The following is a 15,234-nucleotide window of genomic DNA, read 5'->3' as shown; positions in this document are numbered from 1 at the left end:
TGATGGAAAGAGCTTTTCGTTTTATGTCTTCCTCTGACCTTCTTTCCCAGCTCTCCTCTCTTCCCACCGAGTCGTTTCGGGCCGACCTCGCCCGGATCGATGAGCTGTCCACGCTCGATATCGCCCGGCTCATGAATCGCGAAGATGCCGGTGTTCCCGCCGCTGTCGCCACCCAGTTGCCTGTTATTTCCGCCGCCATTGATGCCATTGCCCTGCGGATGGGGCGCGGGGGGCGGCTGATCTATATGGGGGCCGGGACCGCTGGGCGGTTGGGGGTGTTGGACGCCTCCGAGTGTCCGCCCACTTTCAATACCTCGCCCGGGCAGGTCGTGGGGCTTATCGCCGGTGGAGTCGGGGCCCTTGTCGATTCCGTCGAAGGGGCCGAGGATTCCCGGGAATTGGCCGTGCGGGATCTGCGGGCACTGGCTCTCGGGAGGGACGACACCGTGGTGGGGGTGTCCGCCTCCGGGCGTACCCCTTACGCGGTAGGCGGGGTGGAGTACGCGCGAGGGCTGGGGGCGCTGACCGTGGGGCTCGCCTGTAATCCCGGTAGCTCTCTGGGGGGTGCCGCCGACTACGGGATCGAAGTCGTCGCGGGGGGTGAACTCATCACCGGGTCGACCCGGCTCAAGGCCGGGACCGCTCAGAAGCTCGTCCTCAACATGATCTCCACGATCACGATGATCCGGCTCGGGAAGACGTACGGGAACCTCATGGTCGACGTCCGCGCGTCCAACGAGAAGCTGCGGGCCAGGTCCCGGCGGATCGTCGCGCTGGCCACCGGGGCGGAGGACGACGAGATCGAGGCCGCGCTCACCGCCACCGGGGGCGAGGTCAAGAACGCGGTGCTGGTGCTGCTCGCGGGGGTGGACGCGGGGACCGCCGGGCGGCTGCTGGAGGAGGCCGGAGGGCAGTTGCGGGCCGCCCTCGCCACGCATCGCGCGTCGTGACCGAGGAAACGTGACCAAGGAAAGCGGAAGGCGACCTGGCAATTGCTAGGGCAAATTCCTGCCACGCCCCCTGCGGCCCGGCGATCTCCGGCATGCCCGTACCGTAAAAGCGTCGAGTGACCAGGAGAGAAGCAACTCCCTTCCCAGGGTCCTCAAGGGTGATCAATTATCCGATGCCGACCCGGCAGTGGCCAGGCGCCGATTTCATTCCGTCCGAAGATCTCCCTGCTCAGGCGCCCGTGACGCCGCACCGATACGCGTAGAGCGGAATGCCGCCTCTCATTATGGTATTGGCCAGTACGCGACTGACCAGAGCGACTGGTGACGGTTAGCGTCATTCACGCTGAATATCCCAGCAGATCAATTCCAACAGGGGGATTCTTCTCATGCAGATGAGAGCAAAGGTCATCACGACCGTCGCGGCCGGGCTGCTGGCCGGCGCGGGGATGTTCGCGCCCAGCGCCTCGGCGGCGCCCACCGACCAGGGCAGCCGGACCGCGGCGGCCGATCAGACCCAGGCCATCCAGAACACGTGGGTCACCACCTGGACCAGCGCGAACGTCCGCAGCTGTCCGTCCACCGCGTGCAGCATCAACTACAGCGTCGGCGCCAACTACACGTTCAGCGCCATCTGCTACGACGAGGGCGAGACCGTGAGCCAGCACGGCTACACCCACAACAAGTGGGTGCTGCTCGGCTCGGGCCAGAGCTGGGTCTGGGGCGGCCTGCTCAAGGGCAGCCAGACCGGCAACGTACCCAACCACTGCTGAACCGGCGCTGTCCTGAAGTGAGCGCCTAGCTCACCGCCGAGGCCACCAGCCGCGCTCCCTGACCAGGGCGCCGCCGGTGGCCTCAGAGGTTGTTGCCCAGGGGCTCGATGTCCACCTTCAGAGGGGTACCCCATACCCGTAGTACCTCGTAGTCGGTGAACTCGTGGACCAGGCGGTACGCCATCGCCGGCCGGGGCCCCCGGCGCAGCGCCGCGAGGAACGCCTCCGCCTCCCGGCGGTCCCTGCGGGGGGTGCCGCACAGTTGCCACTCCTGGCCGTTCCACAGCTCCGGGAGCCAGCGCTGCTGGGGTTGCGGGCGGTCCTCCCGTACGCCGTACCTGCTGGGGGCCGACGGGAGGTGCGCGGGCGGGGTCGGGCCGCTCAGCTCCGTACGGCGGGCCGATCTGCGGCGGGTCTCGCACAGGAGGCAGCCGTCGGGGGCCTCCTCGTCGACCGGGCCGTACGGGTGTTCCGCGCAGCGGGTCACCGGGGCCGCGCCCTCCACGCTGTCGTCCAGCAGGTCCAGGGCCCGCTGGATGTCCGCCTTCATCTCGTGGAGCTTGGCGTCCGGGGTGTCGCCGGTGAGCGCGTCGCCGTGCTCGCCCAGGAGGCGGAGGGCTCGGCCTAGGGCGGTGAGCTGGGCGTGGTTCATGGTGTGGGGTTTCCGGCCGGGGGTGGTAGGTCCAGGGTAGGGGGTCGGTGCGGGGCGGGAAATGTGTTGTCCGGGGGGTGTGGGGGGCTCCTAGTGTGAGGGCGTGGATACTCGGGTCGTTTTTCTCAACGGTGGTTCCAGTTCCGGCAAGTCCGGGATCGTGCGGTGTCTTCAGGAGATTCTGCCGGGGGCCTGGATGGCTTTCGGGGTGGATTCCTTCGTGGAGGCGCTGCCCCGGAAGATGCAGAACTCCGAGGAGGGGATTCTGTTCGCGCCGGACGGGAGCATCTCCGTGGGGCCCGAGTTCAAGGTGGCAGAGGCGGCCTGGCGGGAGGGGGTCGCGGCGGTCGCCCGGGCCGGGGGGCGGGTGATCGTCGACGATGTGCTGCTGGGCGGGGGTGAGGGGCAGCGGGGGTGGGAGGCCGTGTTCGGGGAGCTGGGTGTGCTGTGGGTGGGGGTGCGGTGTGACGCCCAGGTCGCCGCCGGGCGGGAGATCGCCCGGGGGGACCGGGTGCCGGGGATGGCGCAGACCCAGGCGGAGGTGGCGCATGAGGGGATGCGGTACGACGTCGTCGTGGACACCAGCCGTACCGAGTCCCTGGCGTGTGCCCGGGTGATCGCGGAGAGGGTGCGGGGCTGAGTCCGCCGGCCGCACGGCGTCACCTCGCCCTGCCCCGCCGCCCTGTCCCCCGCGAGCCCTCTCGTCAGTCGAGCAGCGGCAGCGGCTCCCACGCGTACCCCTCCCACAGGCCCCTCGCGGTCTCCTCCGGGTAGGCGCGGACCTCCGAGGGGGTGTCCAGGACCTGGGTGAGCCTGCGGTCCGGGTCGTACGCCTCCCAGCCGGGGTCTCCCGTGCGGGCGAAGGACGTCCAGGACGTCTGGAGGCGGTCGGTCAGGGCGAGGGCGTCCGGGGGGACCTCGCCGCCGGGGAAGACGACGGCGCCCAGGTCCGCGCCGTACGTGCCGAAGAGGAGGGGGACGTCCAGGGCGTGGCAGCCGCGCAGGATGCCGCCGAGGGCCGGGGGTGTCCAGGTCAGTTCGTAGAGGTGGGCCCGGCCGCCCGCACCGGTCTGGGCCTGCGCGAGGTGCAGGGACGGCATCGCGAACAGCCAGTCCGACTGGACGCGTTCGAAGAGGTCCTGGGCCGTCGCCCCGGGGAACGCCTCGCGGTACGCGCGCTCGCCCGGTTCGCCGCCGCCGGGGGCATACCTGCGCAGGACGGCTGTCGCCTGCTCCTCCGTGATCCGGCCCAGGAGGTTCCCGAGGACCGTGAAGAGGCGGTACTCCTGGGAGTTGTGGCCGATCAGAAGGTCGATGTCCCTGGCCTCGCCCGCCGTCACCGCCTGCCACGGGGTCTTCGGGAGGATCTCGCCGTCCACCACGGGGGCGTACGGCGTGGCGCCCGCGGCCTGGCCCCAGCGCGTGTACGTCGCCATCTTGGCGCCCAGGGACTCGCCTGCCTGGGTGAGTTTCCTCGGGGGGACCGTCGCGAGGTCGGGCGCGGTCGGGCGCAGGCCCGCCTCCGCCGCGACCGCCGTCGCGATGTCCCGGGCCAGGGGCACCGAGTAGTACGTACCCGGCACGCTCTGGGTGACGGCGCGGTGGAAGAGGCCGCGGGCCGCCGGCATCGCGAGGAGCGCGGCGATCGAGCCGGCGCCCGCGGACTGGCCGAACACCGTGACGTCCCCGGGGTCGCCGCCGAACTCCGCGATGTTGTCGCGGACCCACTCCAGGGCGGCGACCTGGTCGAGGAGGCCCCGGTTGGCGGGGGCGCCCTCGATGTGGAGGTAGCCCTCGATGCCGACGCGGTGGTTGAAGGTGACGACGACGAGGTCGCCCGCGCGGGCGATGTGCCGGGCGTCGTATCCGGGGCTGCCCGCGTGGCCCATCTTGTAGGCGCCGCCGTAGATCCAGACCATGACCGGGCGCGGGGCCCTCGGGCTCGGGTCCGGTGTCCAGACGTTCGTCGTCAGCCAGTTGTCGTCGCCCGTGGCGGGTTCGCCCTGGGGACCGGAGCCCTGGGGACCGGACTCCTGCGGGGGCGGGGCGCCGAACTCGTACGCGTCCCGGACGTCCGTCCACGGTGTCGGGGGCTGGGGGGCCTGGAAGCGGGCGGTGCCCACCGGGGGTGCGGCGAAGGGGACGCCCCGGAACACCGTCAGGCCGTCCTCCCGCCTGCCCCGGACCGCACCGGCCGTCGTACGGACCTCTTCCGTCGCCATCCCTCGCTCCTCACGTCTCCCGCTGACCGCCTCTGCCCCGCCCAACGGGCCGCGTCGAACAGAAGTGCCCACGATCCGCCGATCCGGCCGGAGTTCACTCGTGTGGGTGACGGAGGGTGAGGTGGGGGTGAGACGGTCCGAGGGTGGGTACGGGGGCCGGCCCCGTACCCACCCACCCCCTGCCTGCCTCAGCTCAGCGTCTGGAGCGCGCTCGGCTCGAACGTCCGCAGTTCCTCGAACCGGCCGTCGAGGACCTTCGCCGCCCACTGCGGGTCCTGGAGCAGCGCGCGGCCGACGGCGACGACGTCGAACTCGTCGCGCTCGAAACGGTCCAGCAGGTCGTCGATGCCGCGCGCCGCGGAGGACTGGCCGGCGAACGCGGTGTTGAAGTCGCCGTCGAGGCCGACCGAACCGACGGTGATCGTCGGCTTGCCGGTGAGCTTCTTGGCCCAGCCCGCGAGGTTGAGGTCGGCGCCGTCGAACTCGGGGAGCCAGTAGCGGCGCGTGGACGCGTGGAAGGCGTCGACCCCGGCGGCGGCGAGCGGCGTGAGGATCGCCTCCAGCTCCTCCGGCGTCTCGGCGAGCCGCGCGTCGTAGTTGTCGTACTTCCACTGCGAGAAACGGAAGATGACCGGGAACTCGGGGGAGACGGTCTCGCGTACGGCGGCGACGATCTCGGCCGCGAACTTGGTCCGGGCGACCGGGTCGCCCCCGTACGCGTCGGTGCGGCGGTTGGTGCCGCTCCACAGGAACTGGTCGATCAAGTAGCCGTGCGCGCCGTGCAGTTCGATGCCGTCGAAGCCGAGGCGTTCGGCGGCGGCGGCGCTCTGCGCGAACGCGCCGATGACGTCGTCCAGGTCGCGCTGGGTCATCGTGCGGCCGTCCTCGGTGCCGTCGACCCGCAGGCCGGACGGGCCGACCGGCGGCGCCTCGGTGAACGGCGGCTGCCCGGCCTTGCGGACCATGCCGATGTGCCAGAGCTGGGGGACGATCCGGCCGCCGGCGGCGTGGACGGCGTCGGCGACCTTCGCCCAGCCCGCGAGCTGCTCCTCGCCGTGGAACCGGGGTACCCGGTCGCTCTCGCCCGCCGAGTCGTGGCCGACGTACGTCCCCTCGGTGATGATCAGGCCTACGCCTGAGGTAGCACGACGTGCGTAGTACGAGGCCACGTCCTCCCCCGGTATGCCCTCCGGTGACTGCATGCGGGTCATCGGGGCCATCGCGATGCGGTTCGCGAGGGTGAGGCCGTTGATGGTGACCGGGCGGGACAGGACCTCGGAGGTACGGGTGGGGGTGGCTGCCACGGAAGGGCTCCTCGCTCATGAAGTCGTCGGGCTGACCGATGGGTATGTGCACGCGCATACGCCTGTACGTCCCGTTCAACCGGACCGCGGTCCACCCCATTTCCGGACGAGGGGGTTGGGGGCTGTGATCCCGGACACCCCGTAGCGCTGCGGGGAGCCGCTGCGGGGAGTACCCGGGAGCCAGCCTCGACAGGGGGCGGGAAAACGTCTCGCCCTCCCCCGGCGGGCCGTGTTTCGATGCGGGCATGCCTTCCGCCGACCGTCTCCTCGCCTTCGCCGGGCTCTCGTTGGTCCTCATCGTCGTGCCCGGGCCCAGTGTGCTGTTCGTGATCGGGCGGGCGCTCGCGCAGGGGCGGCGGGCCGCGCTGCTGACGGTGCTCGGGAACACGGTCGGGTCGTACGTGCTCGTGCTCGGCGTCGCCCTCGGTGTGGGGGCCGTCGTCGAGCGGTCGGTGCTGGTGTTCACCGTGCTCAAGTGGGCCGGGGCCGCGTATCTCGTGTACCTCGGGGTCAAGGCGTGGCGGGCCCGGGGTGTCCTCCACGCGCCCGCCGTCGCGGCGGGCGGCGGCGACCGGCGGTCCTTCCGCGAAGGGTTCCTCGTCGGCATCACCAACCCCAAGACCATCGTCTTCTACGCCGCCGTACTCCCCCAGTTCGTCGACCGCGACGCCGGGCACGCGGCCGGGCAGATGCTGCTGCTCGGGCTCGTCTTCAACTGCATCGCCCTCGCCTGCGACTCCCTCTGGGGTATTACGGCAGGAGCGGCACGCACCTGGTTCGCCGACTCGCCCCGGCGGATGTCCCGGGTGGGTGGGTTCGGGGGACTCGCGATGATCGGGCTGGGGGTATCAGTGGCGGTCACCGGACGTAAGGACTAGGCCGTACGGGGTACGCCGTCCCGGAGCACACCGGCAACAACTCCCCCCGGAACACTGCCCGTTCCCGGAAATGTGCCGGCCCTCTCCGCCGTGCGAAGCTCTCCCCACCGACCTCTACACGCCTACGGAGACAGCTCTATGAGACGCCCGACCCGTGCCGCCCTCCTCCTCGCGACCGCCGCCCTCACCCCGGCGCTCCTCCTCACGACCCCGGCGTTCGCGTCAGCGCCGGCCGCCCCGGCGACCGTGGCGACAGCCGCCACCGACACCCCCGTCGACGAGATGACGGAGACCGAGCTCAGCTTCGCCATCTCCCGCATCATGGCGCAGCCGAGCAGCGGCCGGGGCGTGAAGCGCGAGGCGAGCAAGGCGCTCGACGGCACGGTCGACGACATGCGGAACTTCCTCAAGACCGGGTACCGGCTGGCCCTCGCCGAGGACGACGCCGTCGCGATCTCCCGCATCATGGGGCTGCCGAGCAGCGGCCGAGGGGTGAAGCGCGAGGCCAACAAGGCCCTCGACGACGGTACGCCGGAAGTACTACGCGCCTTCCTGGAGACCGGTTACCGCCTCGCGCAGGCCGAGGACGACCGGGTCGCCGTCGGCCGGATCCTCGCGAACCCGAAGACCAGCCCGGCGCTCTTCGCGGCGGCGCAGCGGGCGATGGACGGGACGCCGGAGGAGTTGCGGTACTTCATCGAGGTCGGGCAGTACGAGGTCTGAGGGGCGGCGGGGTGGCCCCGCCTGCGGCCGTGAAGCGGCTTGCGGGCGGGGCTTGTTGCGTACCCGGGGTTCAGAGGTTGAGGCTGCCCCTGGTGCGGGAGTCCTTGTTCCGGGTGCGGACCCGTTCGCTCAACAGGGCTTCCGGCGTGGGCGGTTCGGTGTCCACCGGGCGGCAGTCCCATTCGACTCCCCCGCCGATGGGGCGGAGTTGGAGGTGGCCGTTCAGGTGGTCCATGACCTCGCCGATGCGGTTCGTGCGGGTGTCGAGGACGTAGGTGCCGATCGTCGTCATGGGGTGGGGGCTCCCGCGCGGATCAGGGCGGCGGTGAGGTGGGTGGCGACGTCCACGTTGCAGCGGCCGAGGTCGAGGAGGTGGTACTTCGGGTCGCGGTGGGTGGCCGAGGACTGGTCAACGCGGAGGGAGGGCAGGGTGATGCCTACGTCCGCGAGGGCGTCCCGCAGTCTGGTGAGGGCTTCGTCGATGGTGGGGGTGGGCTTCTCGGCCCCGGTCAACTCCTTCATATGCGCACTTCCTCCACGCTGAGTGTTTCCGTTCACCACACAGCGTGGTCGGTGCTCTTCTAGCCTGACCAGAGGAGGCACAGCAACAACTCCGGCTGTAACGGAGGGAGTCGATCATGGCGAAGCCGAAGGACATGGATCTGCCGACGTCACCTCGTGTGCTCCTGGGCAGGGAGCTCAAGCACGCGCGCGAGGAAAAGGGGTACAGCCAGGCGGGGTTGGGAAAGGCCCTCTTCATCAGCGGTTCGTACGTGGGGCAGATGGAGGTGGGGATCCGGCGCATCCGGCCCGAGATGGGGCCTCCGCTGGACGAGATGTTGGGGACGGGGACGTTCTTCACGCGGCATTCGAAGGAACTGGCCAAGTCGAAGTACGCGGACCACTTCGCCGAAGCGGTGGAGGCGGAGGCGGAAGCCGCAACCATCAAGCAGCATGTACCCAGCGTGATCCCGGGGTTGCTTCAGACACCGGCTTACGCCAAGGCGCTGTTCCGCGCCTACGACCCGCTCGCGGCGGACGCGCACATCGACAGGATGGCCGAGGACCGCATGGCGCGAGCGCAGCTCTTCGACGCCCCGGTGCCACCATTGTTCTGGTGCGTCCTCGACGAGAGCACACTGCGCCGCCGCGTCGGAGGTGCGCAGGTCATGCCGTTCAGCGCGGGGGGTGTCGGCGGCCTGCACGGCCTCGTGAAGCTCATGTACTTTCCCGACTCGCCTCCCCTCCTCTATGTGGAGGGCACCGGTTTCGGATACCTGTTCGACGACCCGGACCGGATCGCTCGCGCGGAGCTGACCTTCAAACTGCTCATGGCCGACGCGCTCCCTCTCCAGGATTCGCTGGCCCTGATCGAGTCGATCGCAGAAGATTACGAGCATGAGGCACAGCACTGAGTACGACCCCAGCACCGTCACCTGGCACAAGTCCAGCTACAGCGGCCCTGTTTCCGACGACTGCCTCGAAGTCGCCACCGGACACCCCTCGTTGACCCCCGTCCGCGACTCCAAGCACCCCTCCGGCCCGAAGCTCGTCTTCCGCGCCGTCTCCTGGGCCGCCTTCGTCGAAGACCTCAAGCAGGTGTGACCCCCGGCCGGCCGGGTCCCTCAGTGCGTCAGGTCCAGCACCGCCACGCAGTGAGGGTCCCCCCCCCCGGCTCTTCCAGCAACTCCCGTTCCTGTGAGCGGGAGAACACCTCCGCGATCACCGCCGGGCCCGCCTCCGCTAGCCGTACGTCGCAGGCGACGACCCCGGGGGCGTCCTGGTGACATACGTACAACCGCATCCGGTCCCGGCTCAGATACAGGAACCCGACCAGCAGGGAGCCGGCGCTCTCCCGTTCCTCGAAGCTCGGGGGTGGGCAGCTCAGGGTGGTCAGCAGCGTGTGCGCCCTGTCCTCCAACCGCTCCGCCCCAGGTACTACGCCGGAGAGTCGTACCAGCGGGGTACCCAATACATCGTCCATCTGACCGCTGGAACGGAACCGCACCTCGCCCACCTCGTGCCGTACGAGACTGACCGCCTCCCACGGGCTCAGCGCCTCGTCCTGCCGGAAGAGCGGGATCTCGTACACCGCGCGGAACTCACCGACGACTGCCTTCCGCCTGCCGACCGCGATCCGTACGGTCGGTGCGGCGTCCGGTCCCGGAAGGACACCGCGCACCCGTGTCTTCTTCGCGATCGCCACCTGCGTGTAGAGGATCAGGTGACCGGCCACATCGGCCTGGGCCACGGCCACTTCCCATGGCGTCATCGGGGGTGTCTCCCTGTTCAGCGCTTGAACCTGGCGGCGGACTTGTTCATCCAGCCAGGACACTTGTTCATGCCGTTGCAGTAGGCGGTGATGACACCGATCATCTGCCCTCTTCCGGCGTCGTACCGCCTGTCCTGGGTGTAGCGGGTAACCTGCGCCTTGACGATGATCTTCACCTGGGGGTGCCTGCCGTCAAAGGCGTAGCCCCAATATTCCAGGCCCCCCTTGCCGTCGTTCTTGTCCGCCTTGCCGTTGAGAGCGGCATTGACGATGCGGCAGGTACGGATGTTGTGGTTGCTGGAGAAGTGCGCCCAGCCCAACTCGCTGTTGCCGATGCGCGTAGGCACCTTCCGCCCGTCCCAGTCCTCCTGCTGGCACTTCTCGGTCTTGTTCCAGCGCGGAGGATCGGCGTGTGCGGCCCCGGCCTGCCCCAAGGTCGTGGCAGCAGCCGACAGGGTTACGAGCAACGCCCTCGTGACCCTGTCCGGCGTTGGCTCGCGACCGTTTTCGAGGTTCCCGGGGCTCAAGTCCTGAGCGTCGAGCGCTCTTTGATTTGCATGGGTGAGGGTCTCAACCCGCCCTCCCACCCCGCCTGTTGACTTTGCGGGTTCGGGTTGCGACGGAGCGTCAGTTGGTCTTACGGTGCTGCCAACACAAAGGCTCTGGACGTAAATCAACCCCCAGCAGGTGCAGACAACACCTGTGGGGGTTTGACCGAAGGAGCCGCCCCACTCACGTTAGGGCTACCCCAATGGCTGAGGCCAACTTTAGTACCGCCGACCTGTCCGCGCACCCGATGGCCAAGCCCGGGTACGGGAAACGCACCGCCCCCGGCCAGCAGCCGCGCGGCAAGGGCGACTTCGATCACCTGCTCCCCCGTGATGCCGCCATCGCCGGGTACCTCGACCGGCTTCCCGACGGCTCCGACATCTCCGTGAAGACGCTGGCCAGGACGACCGCGTACGGACAGTGCGCGCTCAGGACCTCGCTCAACAGGATCCAGGCCGCCGGGCACTTGCGGCGGGGGCAGGAGAAGGTGACGTCCGGCGCGGGGACCGAACTCTGGGTCACCCGGACGTTCTTCAGCCGGACCGCACGCGGTGACGAGTGGTGGGCCGCGTTCACGCGGGGTGACGTACCGCCGGAGAACTCCCCGTCGCCGCAGACCCGTTCGCGTGCCGTCGTCCTCCTCGCCGCGCTCAGCCGTACGGAGCCCTCGCTCTTCCTGTCCGGCGCCGAGTGCGCGCGGCTCGCTCCGCTGGTCGAGGAGTGGTTCGCGCGGGGTGCCGGTGCGGAGGCCGTCCGTACCGCCCTCACCGCCGGGCTGCCCTCACCCGTCCACTCCCCCGCCGCGCTGCTGCATCGGCGGCTCGTGGACAAGATGCCGCCGCCGGTGCCCGTACGACCCGTAGTACCTGAGGGGCAGGCCGTAAGACGCGTACGACTTCTGGAGTGCTCCGAGTGCCGGGTACCGGGGAGGCCGGAGGCGCTGCCGGGGGGATTGTGCCGGGGGTGTGCGGAGGCTTCCGTGCGCCCTCCTGTGCTTCTGGACTCCCCCGGTGTTCGGGGCCGGGCGGATGAGATCCGTGCTGCGATCGGGCTGCCGCCGCGAGAAAGGACACCCGTATGACCGCTCCCACGGTCCGCCGACACTGCCCCGGGGCACCATTGAGGGGAGGAGGCAATGCCATGACCCCCAGCACCGCCGAGTACCCGCAGATGCCTGTCGAGGACTTCGAGGCGCTCGCCGCCGCAGCTCCCGAGAACGTGCGGCTCGAACTCGTCGACGGCCGGGTCCGTACCCGGGATCCGCTCAGCGTCGAAGACTTCGAGGAACTGGAGCAGCGGGCTCCGGAGACCGTTCGGCTTGAGTACATCAACGGAAAACTAGAGGTCAAGGCAGTGCCGGACGGTAATCACCGGGAGATCGCCCTCTGGCTGACGCTGCAAGTCGCCCAGCACCGCCCTGATCTCGGTTTCTATGGGGAGTCGGGGCTGGAGACAGGGGCGTACCGCAAGGGCCGCGCCCGGACGGACGGAGTGGTCGCGCGCAAGGGACACTTCACGGGGCACGGAGAGTGGTCGGAATCCGACGGCATCTTCATGGCCGTAGAGATCACTTCGCACGACCGGGACACTCACCGGCGCGATCGCGTCGACAAACCTGTCGGCTACGCCGAGGCCGGTATCCCTCTCTACCTCCTGATCGACCGCGACAACGACACCGTCGTCCTCTACCGCAGCCCCATGCACGGCCGCTACCAGGAGATCACGTCCTACCCCTGGGGTACGCCTGTTCCCCTTCCTCACCCCCTCGGTTTCGTCCTGGACACCACCGAACTCCAGGACTACGCCAACTGACCCTGTAACGCTTCCCCCTCCCCCCGCCAACTACAGACGTACCGCCTGACGCGAAGGAGGCGCCTGTGGGTGGCATGGGGAAAAGACGGGGTGGGCTCAGTGATCCGGAGGTGTTGGAAAACTTCTACCGGCGGCATGTGGGGGCCATAACCCGGTTCGTGGCCAGGCGAGTCGATGATCCACACACCGTCGCCGACCTCGTCGCCGAGGTCTTTCTCGCCGTCCTCGACTCGGGGCACACGTACCGCGCCGGGCTCGGGAGCGAGACCGCCTGGCTGTACGGGATCGCCCGGAACGTCGTCTCCGCCGAGTACCGGCGGGTCGCCCGGGAGGCCGAGCGGGTGCGGCGGGTTTCCGGGCGGCGGCTGCTCGACGCCGATGACATCGCGCGGCTGGAGGAGCAGCTCGACGCGGAGAGTCCGGGGCGTCGGGCGCTGAAGGCGCTGGCTCAACTCCCCGACGGGGAACGGGCCGTGATGGAACTGGTCGCCGTGGACCAGCTCGGCGTCGGGGAGGCCGCCGCCGCGCTCGGGATACGGCAGGTCACCGCGCGGGTCCGGCTGCACCGCGCGCGGAAGGCGTTGCGCGGGGCCGACGTCGTCGTACCGGAGATGTACACCGTGGGGGGCGAGGCATGACCTTTGAGGAGCGGTTGCTCGAACAGCTCAAGCAGGAGGCCGAGTTGCGGGGGGCGGCTCAAGTCCCCGCACCTCGGAGGGTGTTCACCCCGAGGCGCGTGCTCGTCGCCGGGGTCGTCTGTGCCGCCGTGTCCGTGGGGTGGGTCCTGTGGCCGGGCGCGTCCAGCCAGTCCGCCGCGTACGCCGTCGAGAAGAACGACGACGGCAGCGTCACGCTGTCCGTGAAGGAGTGGGGCCAGGAGGTCGCGCTGAACCTCAAGTCCGTGCCCGAGCAGATCAGCGGGAGCGGGGGGATGGCCGTAGACGTCGCCGGCAGTACGTGCGCCGCCGACCCCGGGGAGCCGATGCCGGACTGGGTGGAGAACACGGCCGGGCCGGACAAGGCCGTACGCAAGCACACGGCGTGGAAGGTGACGCTGCGGGCCGGGGCCGCGAAGCCGTACGTCGTCCACGTACGACTCACGGATGACGGCAGGCTCGTGCCCTGCACTCCCGACAAGAAACCCTGAACCAACGCCCGAGGGCGGTACCCCCCGTACCTGGGGAGTACCGCCCTCAGTAGTACTGCCGATCCGTCCCTCGCGGGAGATGGATCAGAAGTCCATGTCACCGCCCGGCATACCGCCACCGGCAGGCGCGGCGGCCTTCTCCGGCTTGTCGGCGATGACGGCCTCGGTGGTGAGGAAGAGCGCGGCGATGGAGGCCGCGTTCTGCAGCGCGGAGCGCGTGACCTTGGCCGGGTCGATGATGCCCTCGGCGACCAGGTCGACGTACTCACCGGTCGCGGCGTTGAGGCCGTGACCCGGGGTGAGGTTGCGGACCTTCTCCACCACGACGCCGCCTTCGAGGCCGGCGTTGACGGCGATCTGCTTCAGCGGGGCCTCAAGGGCGAGCTTGACGGCGGCAGCGCCGGTCGCCTCGTCACCCTCCAGCTCCAGCTTCTCGAAGACCTGGGAAGCCTGGAGCAGGGCCACGCCACCACCGGCGACGATGCCCTCCTCGACGGCGGCCTTCGCGTTGCGGACGGCGTCCTCGATGCGGTGCTTGCGCTCCTTGAGCTCGACCTCGGTCGCGGCACCGGCCTTGATGACGGCCACGCCGCCCGCGAGCTTCGCCAGGCGCTCCTGGAGCTTCTCGCGGTCGTAGTCCGAGTCGGAGTTCTCGATCTCGGCGCGGATCTGGTTGACCCGGCCGGCGACCTGGTCCGAGGAACCGGCGCCGTCGACGATCGTCGTCTCGTCCTTGGTGATGACGACCTTGCGGGCGCGGCCCAGGAGGTCCAGCGTCGTGTTCTCCAGCTTGAGGCCGACCTCCTCGGAGATCACCTCGCCGCCGGTGAGGATCGCGATGTCGTTCAGCATCGCCTTGCGGCGGTCGCCGAAGCCGGGGGCCTTGACGGCGACGGACTTGAACGTGCCGCGGATCTTGTTGACGACCAGGGTCGACAGGGCCTCGCCCTCGACGTCCTCGGCGATGATCAGCAGCGGCTTGCCCGACTGCATGACCTTCTCCAGGAGCGGGAGCAGGTCCTTGACGGAGCCGATCTTGGAGTTCGCGATCAGGATGTACGGGTCGTCGAGGGACGCCTCCATACGCTCCATGTCGGTCGCGAAGTACGCCGAGATGTAGCCCTTGTCGAAGCGCATGCCCTCGGTGAGCTCAAGCTCCAGGCCGAAGGTCTGCGACTCCTCGACCGTGATGACGCCTTCCTTGCCGACCTTGTCCATCGCCTCGGCGATGAGCTCGCCGATCTGGGTGTCGGCGGCGGAGATGGAGGCCGTGGAGGCGATCTGCTCCTTGGTCTCGACGTCCTTCGCCTGCTCCAGGAGGGCGCCGGAGACGGCCTCGACGGCCTTCTCGATGCCGCGCTTCAGAGCCATCGGGTTGGCGCCGGCGGCGACGTTGCGGAGGCCCTCGCGGACCAGTGCCTGGGCCAGGACCGTCGCGGTCGTCGTGCCGTCACCGGCTACGTCGTCCGTCTTCTTCGCGACTTCCTTGACCAGCTCGGCGCCGATCTTCTCGTACGGGTCCTCCAGCTCGATCTCCTTGGCGATGGACACACCATCGTTGGTGATCGTGGGGGCGCCCCACTTCTTCTCAAGGACGACGTTGCGGCCCTTGGGGCCGAGGGTGACCTTGACGGCGTCGGCGAGCTGGTTCATACCGCGCTCAAGGCCGCGCCGCGCCTCCTCGTCGAACGCGATGATCTTGGCCATGTGAAGTGGTCCCTCCAGGACTGGGGGTGAGTACCGCAGTGGACCGCGCCCGCGCCCGCGACGGACGGTCCCGCGGCTCGGTGGTCCCTTGCCCCACCCTCGCCGTGAACCTCACCGACTCGGTCCTTCGTTGTCACTCTCACGGGGAGAGTGCTAACGCCAATGATTAGCACTCGACCCCTGAGAGTGCAAGGCCGTACGGGTGGGGTGCGGGGGTTTGCGGGGGCTGCGGGGTGGGGACGGCGGGG

At 69.6% G+C, this 15,234-nt stretch carries 19 protein-coding genes; 11 read left to right on the top strand and 8 right to left on the bottom strand.

The annotated features are described in order from the left end of the window. Positions 1–23: 23 nt before the first annotated feature. On the top strand, positions 24–950 hold the full coding sequence (gene murQ / locus ACLZOT_RS25530) for an N-acetylmuramic acid 6-phosphate etherase (protein WP_416971394.1): 927 nt from the start codon (positions 24–26) through the stop codon (positions 948–950). 386 nt (positions 951–1,336) lie between these two features. Beyond that, positions 1,337–1,720, top strand: coding sequence for a hypothetical protein (locus ACLZOT_RS25525; protein ID WP_416971393.1), 384 nt, complete (start codon positions 1,337–1,339; stop codon positions 1,718–1,720). An 82-nt stretch (positions 1,721–1,802) separates the two neighbouring features. Here ACLZOT_RS25525 and ACLZOT_RS25520 read toward each other — a convergent pair whose 3' ends face one another. Continuing rightward, positions 1,803–2,372: a hypothetical protein gene (locus ACLZOT_RS25520; protein ID WP_416971392.1), complete on the bottom strand. Its 570-nt coding sequence runs from the start codon at positions 2,370–2,372 to the stop codon at positions 1,803–1,805. A gap of 103 nt (positions 2,373–2,475) precedes the next feature. Here ACLZOT_RS25520 and cpt point away from each other — a divergent pair, with 103 nt between their 5' ends. Continuing rightward, complete coding sequence (gene cpt, locus ACLZOT_RS25515) at positions 2,476–3,012, top strand: chloramphenicol phosphotransferase CPT (RefSeq protein ID WP_416971391.1); 537 nt, start codon at positions 2,476–2,478, stop codon at positions 3,010–3,012. 64 nt (positions 3,013–3,076) lie between these two features. Here the strand turns inward: cpt and ACLZOT_RS25510 are convergent, their stop codons facing one another. Together ACLZOT_RS25510 and ACLZOT_RS25505 are read right to left on the bottom strand one after the other, a co-directional pair. Continuing rightward, positions 3,077–4,594 carry a carboxylesterase/lipase family protein gene (locus ACLZOT_RS25510; RefSeq protein ID WP_416971390.1) on the bottom strand — a complete coding sequence of 506 codons (1,518 nt, stop codon included), beginning with the start codon at positions 4,592–4,594 and terminating at the stop codon, positions 3,077–3,079. A 188-nt stretch (positions 4,595–4,782) separates the two neighbouring features. Continuing rightward, entirely contained in the window at positions 4,783–5,898 is a 1,116-nt protein-coding gene (locus ACLZOT_RS25505) for an NADH:flavin oxidoreductase (protein ID WP_416971389.1), read from the bottom strand. A gap of 245 nt (positions 5,899–6,143) precedes the next feature. Here ACLZOT_RS25505 and ACLZOT_RS25500 point away from each other — a divergent pair, with 245 nt between their 5' ends. After that, complete coding sequence (locus tag ACLZOT_RS25500) at positions 6,144–6,776, top strand: LysE family translocator (protein ID WP_416971388.1); 633 nt, start codon at positions 6,144–6,146, stop codon at positions 6,774–6,776. Between the two features lie 138 nt (positions 6,777–6,914). Further along, positions 6,915–7,499 carry an ALF repeat-containing protein gene (locus ACLZOT_RS25495; protein ID WP_416971387.1) on the top strand — a complete coding sequence of 195 codons (585 nt, stop codon included), beginning with the start codon at positions 6,915–6,917 and terminating at the stop codon, positions 7,497–7,499. Between the two features lie 70 nt (positions 7,500–7,569). Here ACLZOT_RS25495 and ACLZOT_RS25490 read toward each other — a convergent pair whose 3' ends face one another. After that, positions 7,570–7,791 carry a hypothetical protein gene (locus ACLZOT_RS25490; RefSeq protein ID WP_416971386.1) on the bottom strand — a complete coding sequence of 74 codons (222 nt, stop codon included), beginning with the start codon at positions 7,789–7,791 and terminating at the stop codon, positions 7,570–7,572. Beyond that, complete coding sequence (locus tag ACLZOT_RS25485) at positions 7,788–8,021, bottom strand: hypothetical protein (protein ID WP_416971385.1); 234 nt, start codon at positions 8,019–8,021, stop codon at positions 7,788–7,790. The genes ACLZOT_RS25490 and ACLZOT_RS25485 overlap by 4 nt, the downstream gene beginning before the upstream one ends. A gap of 116 nt (positions 8,022–8,137) precedes the next feature. Between ACLZOT_RS25485 and ACLZOT_RS25480 the strand changes: the two genes are divergently transcribed. Together ACLZOT_RS25480 and ACLZOT_RS25475 are read left to right on the top strand one after the other, a co-directional pair. Continuing rightward, a complete protein-coding gene (locus ACLZOT_RS25480; protein WP_416971384.1) occupies positions 8,138–8,914 on the top strand; it encodes a helix-turn-helix domain-containing protein in 777 nt (258 codons plus the stop codon). Next, positions 8,898–9,104, top strand: a complete 207-nt coding sequence (locus ACLZOT_RS25475) for a DUF397 domain-containing protein (protein ID WP_416971383.1) — start codon at positions 8,898–8,900, stop codon at positions 9,102–9,104. The genes ACLZOT_RS25480 and ACLZOT_RS25475 overlap by 17 nt, the downstream gene beginning before the upstream one ends. 28 nt (positions 9,105–9,132) lie before the next feature. Here the strand turns inward: ACLZOT_RS25475 and ACLZOT_RS25470 are convergent, their stop codons facing one another. Next, positions 9,133–9,771: a hypothetical protein gene (locus tag ACLZOT_RS25470; RefSeq protein WP_416971382.1), complete on the bottom strand. Its 639-nt coding sequence runs from the start codon at positions 9,769–9,771 to the stop codon at positions 9,133–9,135. A gap of 17 nt (positions 9,772–9,788) precedes the next feature. After that, entirely contained in the window at positions 9,789–10,238 is a 450-nt protein-coding gene (locus ACLZOT_RS25465; RefSeq protein ID WP_416971381.1) for a hypothetical protein, read from the bottom strand. A 329-nt stretch (positions 10,239–10,567) separates the two neighbouring features. Between ACLZOT_RS25465 and ACLZOT_RS25460 the strand changes: the two genes are divergently transcribed. The 4 genes from ACLZOT_RS25460 to ACLZOT_RS25445 all read left to right on the top strand — a co-directional run bounded on the left by ACLZOT_RS25460 (position 10,568) and on the right by ACLZOT_RS25445 (position 13,279). After that, a complete protein-coding gene (locus tag ACLZOT_RS25460; RefSeq protein WP_416971541.1) occupies positions 10,568–11,401 on the top strand; it encodes a hypothetical protein in 834 nt (277 codons plus the stop codon). A gap of 59 nt (positions 11,402–11,460) precedes the next feature. After that, positions 11,461–12,132 (top strand): Uma2 family endonuclease, encoded by a 672-nt coding sequence (locus ACLZOT_RS25455; RefSeq protein WP_416971380.1) that lies wholly within the window; start codon positions 11,461–11,463, stop codon positions 12,130–12,132. A gap of 74 nt (positions 12,133–12,206) precedes the next feature. Beyond that, complete coding sequence (locus ACLZOT_RS25450; RefSeq protein WP_416971379.1) at positions 12,207–12,770, top strand: RNA polymerase sigma factor; 564 nt, start codon at positions 12,207–12,209, stop codon at positions 12,768–12,770. After that, a complete protein-coding gene (locus ACLZOT_RS25445; protein WP_416971378.1) occupies positions 12,767–13,279 on the top strand; it encodes a hypothetical protein in 513 nt (170 codons plus the stop codon). The genes ACLZOT_RS25450 and ACLZOT_RS25445 overlap by 4 nt, the downstream gene beginning before the upstream one ends. Before the next feature lie 84 nt (positions 13,280–13,363). On the opposite strand, the gene groL is transcribed toward ACLZOT_RS25445, so the two are convergent. Next, positions 13,364–14,986, bottom strand: a complete 1,623-nt coding sequence (groL, locus tag ACLZOT_RS25440) for a chaperonin GroEL (RefSeq protein ID WP_055722845.1) — start codon at positions 14,984–14,986, stop codon at positions 13,364–13,366. Between the last annotated feature and the right edge of the window lie 248 nt (positions 14,987–15,234).

The organism is Streptomyces sp. 4F14, from assembly GCF_048159485.1.
Classification (GTDB): domain Bacteria; phylum Actinomycetota; class Actinomycetes; order Streptomycetales; family Streptomycetaceae; genus Streptomyces.
The sequence above is the reverse complement of the archived record's forward strand: the minus strand, read 5'-3'. Positions and strand labels throughout refer to the sequence as shown.

What these genes read in the sequence shown, in the direction of transcription:
- murQ (WP_416971394.1), top strand. Translation starts at nt 24, where the DNA reads ATGTCTTCCTCTGACCTTCTTTCCCAGCTCTCCTCTCTTCCCACCGAG.
- ACLZOT_RS25525 (WP_416971393.1), top strand. Translation starts at nt 1,337, where the DNA reads ATGCAGATGAGAGCAAAGGTCATCACGACCGTCGCGGCCGGGCTGCTG.
- ACLZOT_RS25520 (WP_416971392.1), bottom strand. Translation starts at nt 2,372, where the DNA reads ATGAACCACGCCCAGCTCACCGCCCTAGGCCGAGCCCTCCGCCTCCTG.
- ACLZOT_RS25510 (WP_416971390.1), bottom strand. Translation starts at nt 4,594, where the DNA reads ATGGCGACGGAAGAGGTCCGTACGACGGCCGGTGCGGTCCGGGGCAGG.
- ACLZOT_RS25500 (WP_416971388.1), top strand. Translation starts at nt 6,144, where the DNA reads ATGCCTTCCGCCGACCGTCTCCTCGCCTTCGCCGGGCTCTCGTTGGTC.
- ACLZOT_RS25495 (WP_416971387.1), top strand. Translation starts at nt 6,915, where the DNA reads ATGAGACGCCCGACCCGTGCCGCCCTCCTCCTCGCGACCGCCGCCCTC.
- ACLZOT_RS25490 (WP_416971386.1), bottom strand. Translation starts at nt 7,791, where the DNA reads ATGACGACGATCGGCACCTACGTCCTCGACACCCGCACGAACCGCATC.
- ACLZOT_RS25485 (WP_416971385.1), bottom strand. Translation starts at nt 8,021, where the DNA reads ATGAAGGAGTTGACCGGGGCCGAGAAGCCCACCCCCACCATCGACGAA.
- ACLZOT_RS25480 (WP_416971384.1), top strand. Translation starts at nt 8,138, where the DNA reads ATGGCGAAGCCGAAGGACATGGATCTGCCGACGTCACCTCGTGTGCTC.
- ACLZOT_RS25475 (WP_416971383.1), top strand. Translation starts at nt 8,898, where the DNA reads ATGAGGCACAGCACTGAGTACGACCCCAGCACCGTCACCTGGCACAAG.
- ACLZOT_RS25470 (WP_416971382.1), bottom strand. Translation starts at nt 9,771, where the DNA reads ATGACGCCATGGGAAGTGGCCGTGGCCCAGGCCGATGTGGCCGGTCAC.
- ACLZOT_RS25460 (WP_416971541.1), top strand. Translation starts at nt 10,568, where the DNA reads ATGGCCAAGCCCGGGTACGGGAAACGCACCGCCCCCGGCCAGCAGCCG.
- ACLZOT_RS25455 (WP_416971380.1), top strand. Translation starts at nt 11,461, where the DNA reads ATGACCCCCAGCACCGCCGAGTACCCGCAGATGCCTGTCGAGGACTTC.
- ACLZOT_RS25450 (WP_416971379.1), top strand. Translation starts at nt 12,207, where the DNA reads ATGGGGAAAAGACGGGGTGGGCTCAGTGATCCGGAGGTGTTGGAAAAC.
- ACLZOT_RS25445 (WP_416971378.1), top strand. Translation starts at nt 12,767, where the DNA reads ATGACCTTTGAGGAGCGGTTGCTCGAACAGCTCAAGCAGGAGGCCGAG.
- groL (WP_055722845.1), bottom strand. Translation starts at nt 14,986, where the DNA reads ATGGCCAAGATCATCGCGTTCGACGAGGAGGCGCGGCGCGGCCTTGAG.